This is a genomic window from Brevibacillus sp. AY1 (genome assembly GCF_029870785.1).
Taxonomy (GTDB): Bacteria; Bacillota; Bacilli; order Brevibacillales; family Brevibacillaceae; genus Brevibacillus; species Brevibacillus invocatus.
Genome location: NZ_JAFLPN010000035.1, coordinates 1 through 13,453, shown reverse-complemented (window position 1 = coordinate 13,453; position 13,453 = coordinate 1). Strand labels below are relative to the sequence as shown.

10 protein-coding genes and 4 pseudogenes are annotated in these 13,453 nt (G+C 43.9%); 9 read left to right on the top strand and 5 right to left on the bottom strand.

Annotation, left to right across the window (positions count from 1 at the left end):
• Nucleotides 1-67: 67 nt before the first annotated feature.
• Nucleotides 68-975: pseudogene (locus JZI27_RS20175) on the bottom strand (Mu transposase domain-containing protein); the annotation flags it as partial.
• A gap of 122 nt (nucleotides 976-1,097) precedes the next feature.
• Nucleotides 1,098-1,610 (bottom strand): DUF4367 domain-containing protein, encoded by a 513-nt coding sequence (locus JZI27_RS20170; protein ID WP_280208968.1) that lies wholly within the window; start codon nucleotides 1,608-1,610, stop codon nucleotides 1,098-1,100.
• Between the two features lie 320 nt (nucleotides 1,611-1,930).
• Here JZI27_RS20170 and JZI27_RS20165 point away from each other — a divergent pair.
• Nucleotides 1,931-2,287, top strand: a pseudogene (locus JZI27_RS20165) (SLOG family protein); the annotation flags it as partial.
• A gap of 362 nt (nucleotides 2,288-2,649) precedes the next feature.
• Here the strand turns inward: JZI27_RS20165 and JZI27_RS20160 are convergent.
• The 3 genes from JZI27_RS20160 to JZI27_RS20150 are packed head-to-tail and all read right to left on the bottom strand — an operon-like array spanning nucleotide 2,650 to nucleotide 6,385.
• The gene (locus JZI27_RS20160; protein WP_280208967.1) at nucleotides 2,650-3,786 is read right to left on the bottom strand and encodes a Ger(x)C family spore germination protein; all 1,137 of its coding nucleotides are present in this window, start codon (nucleotides 3,784-3,786) and stop codon (nucleotides 2,650-2,652) included.
• Nucleotides 3,783-5,309 carry a spore germination protein gene (locus tag JZI27_RS20155; RefSeq protein WP_280208966.1) on the bottom strand — a complete coding sequence of 509 codons (1,527 nt, stop codon included), beginning with the start codon at nucleotides 5,307-5,309 and terminating at the stop codon, nucleotides 3,783-3,785. Before JZI27_RS20155 ends, JZI27_RS20160 begins: the two co-directional genes overlap by 4 nt.
• A gap of 2 nt (nucleotides 5,310-5,311) precedes the next feature.
• Nucleotides 5,312-6,385 (bottom strand): endospore germination permease, encoded by a 1,074-nt coding sequence (locus JZI27_RS20150; protein ID WP_280208998.1) that lies wholly within the window; start codon nucleotides 6,383-6,385, stop codon nucleotides 5,312-5,314.
• 328 nt (nucleotides 6,386-6,713) lie between these two features.
• Between JZI27_RS20150 and JZI27_RS20145 the strand changes: the two genes are divergently transcribed.
• From JZI27_RS20145 to JZI27_RS20110, 8 genes and pseudogenes are all read left to right on the top strand, one after another.
• Nucleotides 6,714-7,085 carry a hypothetical protein gene (locus tag JZI27_RS20145; RefSeq protein WP_148038723.1) on the top strand — a complete coding sequence of 124 codons (372 nt, stop codon included), beginning with the start codon at nucleotides 6,714-6,716 and terminating at the stop codon, nucleotides 7,083-7,085.
• Nucleotides 7,086-7,687: 602 nt separating this feature from the next.
• Complete coding sequence (locus tag JZI27_RS20140; protein ID WP_245996454.1) at nucleotides 7,688-7,936, top strand: transposase; 249 nt, start codon at nucleotides 7,688-7,690, stop codon at nucleotides 7,934-7,936.
• A gap of 296 nt (nucleotides 7,937-8,232) precedes the next feature.
• Nucleotides 8,233-8,706 (top strand): hypothetical protein, encoded by a 474-nt coding sequence (locus tag JZI27_RS20135; RefSeq protein WP_251244499.1) that lies wholly within the window; start codon nucleotides 8,233-8,235, stop codon nucleotides 8,704-8,706.
• 487 nt (nucleotides 8,707-9,193) lie between these two features.
• A complete protein-coding gene (locus JZI27_RS20130; protein ID WP_023556419.1) occupies nucleotides 9,194-9,400 on the top strand; it encodes a DUF1657 domain-containing protein in 207 nt (68 codons plus the stop codon).
• An 86-nt stretch (nucleotides 9,401-9,486) separates the two neighbouring features.
• Nucleotides 9,487-11,004 carry a phospholipase D-like domain-containing protein gene (locus JZI27_RS20125; RefSeq protein ID WP_280208962.1) on the top strand — a complete coding sequence of 506 codons (1,518 nt, stop codon included), beginning with the start codon at nucleotides 9,487-9,489 and terminating at the stop codon, nucleotides 11,002-11,004.
• Nucleotides 11,005-11,148: 144 nt separating this feature from the next.
• Nucleotides 11,149-11,445: a YunC family protein gene (locus JZI27_RS20120; protein WP_280208997.1), complete on the top strand. Its 297-nt coding sequence runs from the start codon at nucleotides 11,149-11,151 to the stop codon at nucleotides 11,443-11,445.
• A 36-nt stretch (nucleotides 11,446-11,481) separates the two neighbouring features.
• Nucleotides 11,482-12,407: pseudogene (gene dpsA, locus JZI27_RS20115) on the top strand (dipicolinate synthase subunit DpsA).
• Nucleotides 12,408-12,596: 189 nt separating this feature from the next.
• Nucleotides 12,597-13,373 (top strand): annotated as a pseudogene (locus JZI27_RS20110) (IS4 family transposase); the annotation flags it as partial.
• Nucleotides 13,374-13,453 lie beyond the last annotated feature (80 nt).

The window sequence follows — 13,453 nt, the reverse complement described above, 5'->3', positions numbered from 1 at the left end:
CCAGGGTATCATTGATTCATCAGTGAAGCTTTATGGCGAAAACTATCACGATTGAAAACAATCAAATCTCTGGCAACTGATCATAGAAGAACTGTATTTCAAAGCGGTTGGCCTCTTTGCCATCAAGGTCAGATAAGGTTGCCAGTCCATAGATCTCTTTGTCTCTCCATATAGTCTAGGATGGTTTACGATCACGTCATTCTCCTCGTTTAGAAGCGAGATTGTATCGAATGAGATCTTCGCTAGTACTGCTTGTCCTGCAAAGCGTGGTGAAGTAGAATATTGTTTTTGGTCAATACGGACGATTCCGTATTTATCAGCTTTGACCTGCTCGAACCGTACACATTCATACGATTTGCCAGGCAGTTGGAGGAGACGCTCCTTGTCTTCCAGATAGAGTTCGGCAATCAAGGTATCCTTTTCATAATGGCAACGGTTCCGATCCTCCAAGCTCCAATTCAAGGTCTTCATAATGGATTTCCGGCAATAGATGGTTATTACCTTCTTCACCGCAGGTGACAGGTTATCGAAACGGATTGTATGCGGCACGCCTTCAAGAAAGGTGAACATGTTCGTCAGTCCCTGTAGAAAGCATTCCCGGTTTTGGGAAGGGAAGACTTGAAACAGGAATGAATTGCTGTAAGGGAATGAGAGAACGAGGAAGGGCAAGATAATCTCTTTTCCCCGATGCTTAAATGGAGCTTCTCCGAAATCCACCTGAGCTGTTCCGGCCTTCGCCTCTAATGGTAGGGCAGTGTCATTGCTCTCGTCCAATAAGACAGTTTTCCTTTTCGCCACATAGGCACGAACTGTACGGTCAGAACCCTGGAATCCATGTTCTGAAACGAGAAGAGTATAGATTCGCTTTGCGGTTCTTCTGAATTTCTTTTTCTTTCCCAAATCTTCAAGTAGCCATTGATCAACGATTGATTTAACCGGATCCATTACTTTAGCTCGCCTTGTTTGTACAGTTTTTTTAATTTATGCAGCCCCTACAGGTCTGCAAAAATTAACTGCCATAACCTACATTTTTAGTCTGCCATAAACACCGCAAACGTATGTAATAACTGGAAATACCATTATTCTTTTCGGGTGTACTATTTTAGAGATTTTGCAATTTTAATCATTTCTTCTTTAGACAGTCTAGAACTTACCATTTCAACATAAGTGCCTTTGTGAATCCAACGTAAATACCCACCACTAATATCTTTCACACCATTTCTGGTACCAACCCAAGCTTCGAAATGTCCTTCACAGTTATTTATTTGAACAAGTTCAGTATTGTCATGGCTCTTTTGGGATGAATCTAGTTCCTTAAATAAAGCTTTTTTTTGATTTAGAGACATCATTAAGTATTGATCATTTTTGTCCAAAAAATTTAAACTAAAATATTCTTGTTTTTCATTTGTCCGAGGACCAGCTTTTATTTCTAATACCCAATCTTTAGGGATTTTGGTTGGTACAAGTAATTTGAAATCAATTTCTTTTTGCAGTGCTTCAATGGTAATTGTGTTATGTGGACCATACTGGATGGTTTCTGCATGTATCACTGTTGCAATTGAGCTTAAAAAGATACATTGACTTAGAAAAAAAACCGAAATGATCCTCATGAATTCACCCCTAGTTGTAAAGTAATAGTAGTTTTACTAAGGCACGGGAATTTTATTTTTACTATTATTAAAGGTTGGAGATCTTGATCAGGTCAATATTGATTTGTATGAAGAAGGTTATATATCACTGCATCTTTTTCAACAGGGAATTCATAGCGGTCAAAGTGCTGGTACAATATGAAAATTGTATGATACCCATGGAGACATAGTGTGGAGTAAAACTATTGGTGAAGTTAACACCATGACTATTTACAATCTAGGGTATCATGAGGCAGGGTCGTATTCATTAATATGGCAATCAAGGACGAACAACGATACTGAAGGAGTATCCACATCTAAAACTGGCAGTTTTTTGAATCAAGAGGAAAAGTGGATAGAAGAGACCCAGGATTACTACCGAAATATTCTGATGCAAGCCGACTATATCAATAGTGTCTATCAAACACCTTACCAGGGAGTTTGGCAGCCTGGAGAGAAAGACAAATTCTTGCTATCCAATTCAGACGGTATCTTGTTAGTTTACGATGAAGAAAACGAAGGCACCCCGAAATTTTTAAGTAAGCTCGCCGCAAAAAAAAGCGGATATTGACGATTATCGGTTAATTCGAATAAACGCATATGACTTACAGACCATTGCAGAGGAACAGCAGCAAGAATTGTACAATGACTATTTATAAACAAAGAAAACTTTCAAGGCACAAGCCACTTCATGTAAGTGTGCTTTTCATCTGTCTAGATTTAAAGGGATTAGAAGGAGAATGGACAAGCGTATGGGCAAAGAGAAGTAACTGAATAATTGTAGAATACGTACATTAAACTTATTCTTTACAATATAATTCGCGTTTTCTAGTAAGAACAAGTGACGAGAGGTAGCACTGAGATAAAACAAATGCGCATACACATTTAAGAATCTATGACTTCAACCTACAAATGCCAAGGAGTGGAAGAACGTGGATCATGTTTGACAAATAGCACAAAGTCTGACTAGGGCAGTACCAGCGAAGCTGATACCACCCACAAAGTAAATCACAACCAAATATCAAGGTGAAAGTTTATACCTGCCAGCGTATACGATTTGTACATTAACGTTGATCGTTCGTAAGGAATCTTTGTTTAGTACAGTCCCAGATGCAATCCGCTTCCATTCATATGGGTTCCTGCGAAAAAGAGATTCCCCTAGATTATAAATATCTATTTTCTTTTCAAACGCGGTTTGATAGGTCTGCCTAATTTGATGTTCAATTTCTTTTTGAGCCAGTTGCGTGAGTTCTTGCTCCGTAATGTCTGCATGTAGCTCGTTTACTCCGGCCTTCACCTTAACGGAAATATCGAAATATGCTTTGTCATATTTAACCCTTGGTTTGACGTCATATTCGGGTTTTTCTGCAACGAGAACTGCAACAAGCTTGTTATCGGAAAACAAGTCAATGGACATCCTGATTGTGTGTTTATTCAGCCATGGCAATCCTTTTATTTCTTTGAGGCTCATGCGTGTGTAATAGTTGTCCGTATCGTATATTTGTATGCCAGAATATCTAAGCAGCTCATGCGGTTTTTGATTTTCCTTCCATTGATCCTTTCGAATAGATAATTCTGGTATATAGCTTGTCCTCGCCTTTTCGTTTGAATCCATTACAAATTTTTGCAGGCGGATCGGAGCGAGGATAGAACGCTGCCGATAATTCTGTTCGGGGTTATGTAGAATCGATCCTATTGGCGATAATCTGAAAAATGGAGTCGCAATTAAGACCTCGTCAAGGGGATCGCTCGTACTGAACACCCAAGCTAAGTACCTTATCTCACGATATCGGTTGATCAGTTCCAACACTTCTCCGACTTTTCGTTCCTTCAATAACCTTTCGCTAAACAAGATTGCAGAGATTTGTCCCCAGTTTAACCTTTGTTGCGAAGTGCTGTATAAATCATTCGCTGCTTCTGTAAATGAGATACCTTTTCCTCTACCGATCCAGACCGGAGGCTGTTGCGCTTTCTGTTGTCCTTCCAGTTTTGCCACTGTCGAGAAATCGAGCAACTGCGCATAAATGATGTATTGACCTTCCGCATAGTCAATTCCAACAGCCGTTGCATAATTCATGTTTTGCACTTCGTATTTGCTCCAACATCCGGCGAGAAAGAAGGGAAGCAGAAGAACTGCGGTAATTTTGTATGCGTTCATTTCTGCTTATCCCCTTGGCTTGTAGAATCTTGTGTATTTAGCATGTCTGGCCGAGTTTTCCGCCATCTCCATGGTAATCGGAACAAGGCATTGGCGAAGTCTTCATATAGAGGCGAAACCGGTGCCAGGTAAGGCAAACCGCATGAACGCAAAGAGGCTAAATGAGTTGTCACGATAAACAAAGAAAGTAAAAAACCATAGAACCCCAAGATGGCAGACAAAGCGAACATGAAGAAGCGCAAAATGCTCATTGTCCCAGCCAGTGACAGGTTGGATAAAGTCGAACCGAACACTTGCGTAAGTGCTCCTATGACAACAATGCTAGGGGATAAAAATCCTGCGCGTATGGCCGCATCCCCTAAGATGAGCCCTCCCACTACCGTAACTGTAGATCCTACCGCTGAAGGCAACCGAATACCGGCCTCCCGCAATATTTCCAAAAAGATGAGCGCGAGAAACATTTCCTCTGCCACGCCAAGAGGAATGCCTAATCGGTTGATGCCAATTGTTGCAAGAAGGTAATAGGGCAACTGATCCTGATGAAACGAAAGAATGGCAACCCAAAAACCGGGCAGCATGAGTGATACGGACAATCCGAGCAAACGAAGCGATTGTCCAAACGTAGCCGATAAAGCAGTAAAGTGGATGTCCTCTGGCGTTTTCAGGAGCAGGTACAAATTTGCTGGTGCGATCAATGCAGCCGGTGTACCATCCACAATCAGCGCTACACGTCCATTCATCATGCAGTTAACGGTAAAGTCTGGTCTTCCCGTATAGCCCATCAACGGAAACAAAGCTTTGGTCGGTTCCATAAACTCTTCCAGTTGAGTGGCGCTGAATGCTCCGTCAATGTGAAGGCGATCCAATTTAGTCTTGATATCTTGGACGATTTTCGGATCAACAATGTCTTGCATATAGAGAATTGCAATGGTTGTTTTTGTCCGGACACCTACTGTTTTCGTTTCGTATACCATGCTTGTTGACTTGATTCGTTTCCGAATTAACGCAACATTGACACCGAGTTCCTCAACAAAACCGTCTTTCGGCCCGCGAATAGAGACTTCGATATTGGATTCTTCGGGCTGGCGTGCCGGTTTTTTTGATATGTCGAGGGAGAACAAAGCGGTTAGTGTCGGAATAAACAAAAGCAGTTTTCCCTCAAAAATGTCCGTTTCGGATTTTTGCTCCCACTCCTCGAAAGAAATGATCTCAAGCTGTAATTGACACGACTCAAGAACTTCCTGATTCTTTTGAAAACCGTGATTTTCGTAAAACCGAGTCAAGTGAGGAAGCACCACATCCTGAATGAGTTGTTGGTTGTCACATAACCCATCGCAATACAGTAAAACGATCCTTGATTGTTCGTCGCCAGCTACTAATTTATAAACATGATGCTTAACATCACGACACATCTGGAAACGTTGAAGAAGTGTTTGTTCATTAAGCGGTTGTGTATCAGGCGCCCCTTGTTGTGTCGACGATTTTGTTTCTCTTATCCATTTATTCTTGAAAAGATTTATCATCTTCACCTGCTCCTTTTACCCCATGTTGAAATAAATATTCGCGCGACGTATACGAGCATGACCCCAAGGGTAAAGACACAAAACGAAGGGAAGTAATATTGGCTGAGCAGATCTTGAAAAAGCATATCGCTGATTGGCAATAATGTAACAACAAACATGAGTAAAGCGCCCAGAATCATAGGCAACCACTTATACTTTTGCAATTTCCACAATTCGCTTAAGAGAAACAGCGAAAGCGAAACTCGAATGTACATACCGGATAACCATTGGTAAATCGAGAAAAAATCAACATGCTCCACATACTCGCCCAGTCGAACCATTCTCCATTGTTCGTAAGCGGGGTATCGTTGGTGTGCCGCTTCATCAGGGCCGTACATGGCAATTGAGCCCATCAAAGGGCCGAGTGTTAGCCCAGATAATATGATGCAAATAAGCATTAAGCTTTTGAAGCTCGGCCTCTTTGTTAACTTGTGCTGAAACAAGATCAGCACCATCAACTCCAACAATCCCCCAGCTGCGTAGGGAATACCTTTCCAAAGTGGAGGTGTCCCATTTTCGAGTAACGGAAAAAGCATGGTGTAGTCTTTAAACTGAAAGTTTGCAGCCATGACTAGGTCACCTAGAATAACAACAAAAGGTAACAATATCCCGCTTAAAATCGCAATGGTGCGAATCCCTTGAAATGCCGCGAAGATACATCCGACAAGCGTTGTTCCTGCGAGAACAAGCAATGGAGATTGAGGCATATAAGTTGCAATTGTCCATGTTATAGTGTCCTTAAAGGAAATGAGCCCCATAAACCATACAAGTACACTGTATAGGACAATCAAGGTTGCCGAGAGAAATCTTCCGAAATGTTGCTTTAACCAATCCCTAACATGCATTCCGTTCATGTTATTTAGAATATAGCTTAAAATGCCAACCCAAATTGGCGAAGCGATTAACACAAGAAGTACTACAAACCAGGAATCTCGCCCTGATGCACCGAGCAGTAACGGTATGATGATGACGTGGTTCAGTAAACCGACAGAAAGTATTATGATCATGTATGACTGTAAAACTGAAATTTTCGGCATCAACTCACCTTACCCTGTAAAACACTAAATGGAAGCAGTACCTTTACTTTTCCCATCTTCATCATCTTTATCCAAAATTTCTCACTTCAGAACTTCCTTTCGAGAAAGTTCCGTCTTTGATTCGGGAACATAGAACTTCACAGCAATCACTCCCATATTGTCTAATTAAGTATGTACTCGGAGAGGATCAAGTGAAGCGAAATTGGGAACTGGAAGAGTTAATGCAGCAAATCGGCAATAAGTCAGGGGAGACTCGGTTGCGCGATTCCCCTTCCATAAATTCGAAGTGCCCAAAGAAGTCATTCAATACTACTGGCGATTTCGGGAGATGAAAGTTGTACCGCCTACGCCTGATCGCATTGAGCGACTTATCAGAACCGCAATCCGTACAATTGAGGAACAATTTTTCCAGGACACACTGGAAAAGTTGCCTACGGCATCTTTGTCCAAGTTGGATTCACTCGTAGATCGTATTGCATTTCTGAATGAACACCAGGACGGCCCAAGCAGCGACAAGGTACTTCTTTCATTTCATGAGCTAAAGGCGGATCCGGGTAAACCAGGTGTCATTATTCGGGCTTCCTATGGGAGTCACTACCGCCGTTTGGTTCCCGAAATATTAGGAATCCTGGAATTCCGATCAAACAATGAAGTGCATCGGCCAGTGATTCGTGCATTGGAGCTGGTAAAGAAATTTTAAGATACTGGCTATCATTATTTGCCAATGTCTGAAGAAATCCCGATAGATGGTATAATCCTGACTGTTAATAAAGAAATCATTGTAGAGAAGGACGAGAAAGGCCAAGAGCGAATTAATCGGATGAATTATGAGATAAGCGTCCTGCAAGCTTTACGGGAAAAGCTTCGTTGCACGGAAATATGGGTTGCCGGAGCGAACCGGTACCGGAACCCGGATCATGACCTGCCAACAGACTTCGAAGAACGGCGGGAAGAAAATTATAAGGCTCTAAAGCAACCGCTGATCGGAAGCATTCATTGCAACATTGAAGCAGGCCATGAAAGATGGATTAGAAAAGCTTGATGCCGGACTCCAGAAAAACCTAATGTCAGGATCACAGAGAAGGGTAACGGTTGGATCAGAGCCGATCAGCCTATCGCCGATAAAATCAGAAATACTTCGGCGCTGGCCTTTGACGAGCCTCTTGGACATTTTCAAAGAGACCGATCTCCGCGTGGGATTTACAGAAAAATTGCTGTACGCGAAGCGTTAGGCCGGGACATTCTTCAAAAGCGACTCATCCTATCACTTTATGGCCTTGGGACAATACCGGCTTGAAACGTGTGAGTGCCGGTGAGCATGGAGAGAGTTACAAGGACTTGCTGTACGTTCGTAGGAAATTCATTCACAAGGACAATCTTCGAAATGCGATATCCGAAGTGGTGAATGCGATTTTTCGCGTTCGGATGCAAGAGATTTGGGGCAATACCACGTCATCCTGTGCATTCTGGTATGACTTTTTGGCCAGGCACATGCTATCCGACTGTGGCGTAGAGCAAGTATATGAGGACTTCTGCAACAACTGGGAGTGATTCGTTTCTGGACAACTTAAATGCTGTTTGCATAAATTTGGAAAGGCGGATGCCTGCCTGTTACCAACATTCAGTACAAGCATTAAAAACTGGACTACCTCTGCCCCAAGACAACCAAATCGATGTAAAAATTGCATCTGGGGCAACTGGGATGGGTTGAAACAATTTTGTTCGAAACCTGTCTGCATTTTTACTTGATCATGTTCGGTTATCTGCAAAGAATTCTTGCCCAGTGACTGGCATTTTTTCCGAGGACGCATATAATGACGTGATCTAACTTTGAGGAGTGATGAATCATGTCCGTTGCGGCTCAAACAAGTACAAAGAGTTTACCTCCCTTTTCCATATGGGGAGTTCATGCATCTGTCGCCGGAAGACCGGTTGTGTGGGGCAAACTAGTGATGCGTGTTTTGCAGGACCAGCAAATTCAAGGCACCATCCAATTTCGCGGAACGCCGATTCCGATTGAAGGAAGTTGGAATGAAAGCACGCAGCAGATCATGTTTCATTCCCCCTACGCCGCCTACTCCGGCCAATTAACCATCTATGACGATGTCAAGATTCAACTTCGGCATTTGGTTCTCACCGGACGTCTGCGGATGCTACCCCCCTCTTTACAAGCGGGCGAATATGGTACCTGGGTAGCGACAACTGATATAAGCTTGGCGGGGTATAGCGGCTATATCCCACCGCAACCGCCTTCAACTTCGCTGCCGCCGGTCGGCGTATTTGTAACGTCGAATATACTGTATGGAAACTCGCGTATATAAAACAGGCACATATCGGATGAAAAATGATCGGTAAGCGGATAACGGAAAGGGGTGGCATATCAGTGGACGAAAATCAAATTCATCATGCAATCGAACAAGCCTATCAATTGATTGTTGAAGCACACCGCAACATGAATGACATTTGGCGCACTCACGTACTGTTTACGTGGCAATGGTGGTTTGGAGTAGGTTTATCGATATGCCCCTGGCTATTTTGGATCGGATTTCGGGATAAGAGAGCTACGGGACAGTTTCTCCTATCCGGGATTTATACCACCCCGTTCACTGGAAACATACCTATTCTTTTCCTATCTATGTTGGGCTGTATTTGCTGGCTTCAAACATTGCCAAGAAGGGCATAGATTGCGGTAAGTCTTTTCAGGAAGACTCTAACCCCTGACAATAGCCAATCACCAAATTTTACCATCATTAATATTCTGACGGGTTGACATATTACATAAGGATGCCATTTCAGGAGGTGATCAACATGACGGTAGCTTCTCAAGTGAAAACAGCTGTAGCTTCATTAAAAAGCGCGCAGGCCAGCTTTGAACAGTTTGCGTTAAATACACAAAACCAGCAGGCCAAAACCACGTTCACAAATGCAGCGCAACAGACACAAAACATCATTGACCAGGTCACTCCACGGATACAACAAATTGAACAGGAAGAACCGCAGTATAAAGGGTTCTAAAAAAGGCCATGCCGATCTTTTCTCGGCATGGCTGCCACCTTTATCTTTATTCCCTCGTAGACGACAGGATTGGGAGGCTGATTTTCTTGGCATGGATAGCAGGATTATGGCTAGTAAATACGGCACTATTGATCATCATTGCGGTTCGGGAGGTGCGCCGCCCCGCCAAAGCGTTGACTTGGATATCAGTCGGACTAGTATTACCGATTATCGGATTCGTTTGTTACCTGTTCGTCACGAATCCTGTGAAAATGCGGAGGGACAAGCTCGTTTCTTCGCACAATAGCCCGATATCATTACCCCCAGAATATGGTCACTCCGCATTTGTTATCGCTCGGGCTTTGCAACCTTTGTCTGTCAGTGGCCTTCGTACCGGTTACGTCCAAATCCTCACGAACGGGATGGAAACCTACGGAAAACTCCTTCAATCAATTCAGGCCGCACAAAAGTCAATCGATCTGGAATATTACATATACCGGAATGACCATATCGGTAAACGTATCACAGATGTGCTGATTGAACGGGCTCTATTCGGTGTAAACATTCGTTTTATTAGGGATGGCTGGGGAAGCCGGTCGTTTCCCAAACATGTGATTCGCCGGATGATAGAAGCAGGCATTGAATGCAGGACCATCTTTCCCTTGCGATTCCCCTGGGTATTATCCAACTTGTCATACCGGGATCATTGCAAGATCGTCATCGTCGACGGTAAGGAAGTCTTCATGGGAGGAATCAACGTTGGGGACGAGTATACCGGAATGAAGCCGGATGTCGGTTTTTGGCGCGACACTCATATGCGGTTAACCGGCGAAACAGCGGATGATGTGAAAGCCGTTTTTGAGGCTCACTGGAAAATGGCGTCACCGGACATGCTCCATTCAACGAGAAAGGCAAAATTTATCCCTGAATCGGCCCAACTTTCAGACGATAAAGCCATTCATCCATTTCTATCCGGCAAAACAGAACGATCCGGATACGGATGGGAATGGGGATCGGAGCTGGGAACGATGGAAGGCACCCTCATGGGAAAAGCTTCCCCGTCCAAGGATTCGCATAACGTCTATATACAGATATTCGAAGGCAATCCCGGGCTGCCTACTCCGATCATTCGGGAAATGCATTTCATCTGCCTGACTCAGGCGACCCGAACCATCGACGTGACCAACCCTTATTTTATACCCGATGCGGATATCATGATGGCCATCAAAACAGCCGCGGCGCGTGGCGTTCGAGTGCGATTACTGGTGCCGCGCCAAGTGATTCCTAAAGTTGCAGGAGCTGCAAGCCGTACGTATTATGGCGAACTCGTGGAAGCAGGGATCAATGTGTTTCAGTACAACAAAGGGGTATTGCACGCCAAAGTCATGATTATCGATGGCGAGATTGCCGAAGTGGGTTCTTCCAACTACGATCTCCGTAGTTACCGTTTAAACTACGAAGTGTGTGCAGTGATGTATCATTCTGATGTGGCCCGGGAGCTTACGGAACAATTCGAACGGGATCTCGCCGAGGCTACTCCATATCGTTTGGAAGATCATATGCATCGTACTTCTTCCGAGCGCATGCTTGATCAAGCAGCGCGTTTGTTATCTCCTTTGTTATAAATCTCAAAAATTACATGGAATTGAATCGAAGTCCAATTTACACATGTATATGGCGAAAGGGGAGAAGGCTTCCAACGAATACAAGTAATATCGGATTTGGGCTAGAAAAAAAGGAGCTGCATCATAGATGATCATGATGAAACGATTGAAGTTGAAGGTCATCAGGTTATAAATATCGAGGTCGCCCTGCCCAAAACAACACTTCTGGCCATCACAACCGATCACGGATATATCATGTGCGGAGCGCTTGATGTTCGTTTGTTAAATGCGAAATTAAACGATCGCCGCATTGTGGCAGGACGTGCAACCGGGGTACGAACAATAGAGCATTTGCTGGATGCCCCACTCGATATGGTGACCACAGAGGCGGAATTACGCGGAATTTGCCCTGGGATGAAAGGAGCAGATGCGCTTTTAAAGATGGTAAACGAGGTTAGTTAATTTTAAGTCCACACTTAAGGAAAGTAGGGGAATTTTTTGTTAACGGGTCTGCATATTGTCTTCCTTGGAGGCGATGCCCGGCATCTTGAAATCATTCGGTCATTTACTGACCTGGATGCAAATGTTGCGGTAATCGGTTATGAAGATTTGCACGAACAACTTCATGAAGTTCAGCATTCCAAGCTTACGAGGGAGGTGCTTCGCAATGCTGACGTATTGATATTACCGGTTGTCGGTACAGACGACCATGGCAGAGTAGAGTCTTCATTTTCATCTGAAACGTTATTGCTGAACAAGGAATATATGTCTTGCTTGCCGAAACACGCAAAAGTCTGTACTGGCATAGCCAAGTCTTACTTGAGGAACCTTTGCGCGGAACTAGAGATCGATCTGATAGAATTATTTAGCAGGGACGATGTTGCCATATACAATTCCATTCCCACTGCGGAAGGCGCCTTATTGATGGCCATTCAACATTCGGACATTACCATACATGGTTCGCGTTGTATGGTGCTGGGTTTGGGGAGAATCGGTCTTACGTTAGCCGGAATGCTTCAGCGCCTGGGTGCACACGTCAAAGCGGGGGTGCAGAAACCGGAGCAGTTTGCACGTGCATGGGAGATGGGGATTGAGCCGTTTTATACGAAAGATTTGTACGATGAAGGCGTAAATGTGGATATATTTTTAACACGGTTCCGGAGCAAATCCTTACTTCTCGTGTGTTGACCCGTATTCCGCATCACGCTATTATTATTGATTTGGCTTCCAAACCAGGTGGAACCGATTTTCGTTTTGCCGAAAAACGTGGAATCAAGGCCTTATTGGCACCAAGTTTACCGGGATTGGTCGCGCCAAGAACGGCTGGACGAATATTGGCGAGAACGTTATGTCAATTGATCCAGGACGAACGGAGTCAAAATCGAGAGCAAATGGATATACTTGCTTTTTCTTCCGGGTTATGAGATCGCGAACGCTGTAAAACGAATTATTTAGAGAGGCGTCATTACTTGTTTGTACTTGATCAGAGAGGCCAACACTTTGCCGGTCTTCGTCTATTTCCGTACAAATCGGATAATGAAGCGCGTGGTGGAACGGCTCTTTCGTAGATCAGAAGTCGGTTTCCAAGGCTAGCGAACATCGGGCTATAAGCTTCGATTAGAAGTGCCCCGGAAGTCATTCCTGCCATGATCGACCGAGCTATCCAATCAGGCATGAGTGCCTCTTACGTGCTTATGGACAGTTGGTTTACGCACGCTCCCTTAATCCAAGCGATTCGTACGCGTGGTTTGGACGTAATCGGAATGGTGAAGGCAGACAATAAACGCTACCTTGTCGGTCAGCGTCGCCTATCGTTACAGGAACTTTATCATACGGCAACACCTGTACGAAGAAAAAAGAAAGGTATACTGCGTTCCATTCACACAGAATTGTCTCCGGGTATTCCTGTCATCATGATGTTCGTGCGCCACCGCTCAAACAAAAAGGAATGGCTCGCTATATTGAGTACGGATTGCTCACTAACGGAAGAAGAGATTATCAAAATCTACAGTATCCGCTGGGATATTGAGGTTTTCTTTAAGTGTGCCAAATCACTATTGCGGTTACAAAAAGAGTTCCAGGGCAGATCATATGATCTGCTGATTAGTCATACCACGATTGTCTTCTCCCGTTACATTCTACTAGCATGGCAGCATAGGCAAAGTACCGATCAACGTACACTGGGTGGGTTATTCCATCTGCTCTGCGATGAAGTGAGTCAACTGGATTGGGCGGTTGCTTTGAAGCAGCTCATTGACCTCATCGAGGACATAGTTCAAAAGGTAAACCAAAAGATCACAAAACTGATTCAAGCACAACTCCAACAATGGATTTCGAGTTTACCCAGTTATATCAAAGGTTACTTGCCTATTTTGAGCTGCGAAAGTTGAGTTACTAATTGAATCAATTTCATAAATTAGAGCCCTACGGGCTCAAGGTTTTTTGAGCATAGAAAAAGGAGTACCTCCCC

What these genes read in the sequence shown, in the direction of transcription:
- JZI27_RS20150 (WP_280208998.1), bottom strand. Translation starts at nt 6,385, where the DNA reads ATGCCGAAAATTTCAGTTTTACAGTCATACATGATCATAATACTTTCT.
- JZI27_RS20155 (WP_280208966.1), bottom strand. Translation starts at nt 5,309, where the DNA reads ATGATAAATCTTTTCAAGAATAAATGGATAAGAGAAACAAAATCGTCG.
- JZI27_RS20130 (WP_023556419.1), top strand. Translation starts at nt 9,194, where the DNA reads ATGACGGTAGCTTCTCAAGTGAAAACAGCTGTAGCTTCATTAAAAAGC.
- JZI27_RS20145 (WP_148038723.1), top strand. Translation starts at nt 6,714, where the DNA reads ATGAAAGTTGTACCGCCTACGCCTGATCGCATTGAGCGACTTATCAGA.
- JZI27_RS20160 (WP_280208967.1), bottom strand. Translation starts at nt 3,786, where the DNA reads ATGAACGCATACAAAATTACCGCAGTTCTTCTGCTTCCCTTCTTTCTC.
- JZI27_RS20135 (WP_251244499.1), top strand. Translation starts at nt 8,233, where the DNA reads ATGTCCGTTGCGGCTCAAACAAGTACAAAGAGTTTACCTCCCTTTTCC.
- JZI27_RS20170 (WP_280208968.1), bottom strand. Translation starts at nt 1,610, where the DNA reads ATGAGGATCATTTCGGTTTTTTTTCTAAGTCAATGTATCTTTTTAAGC.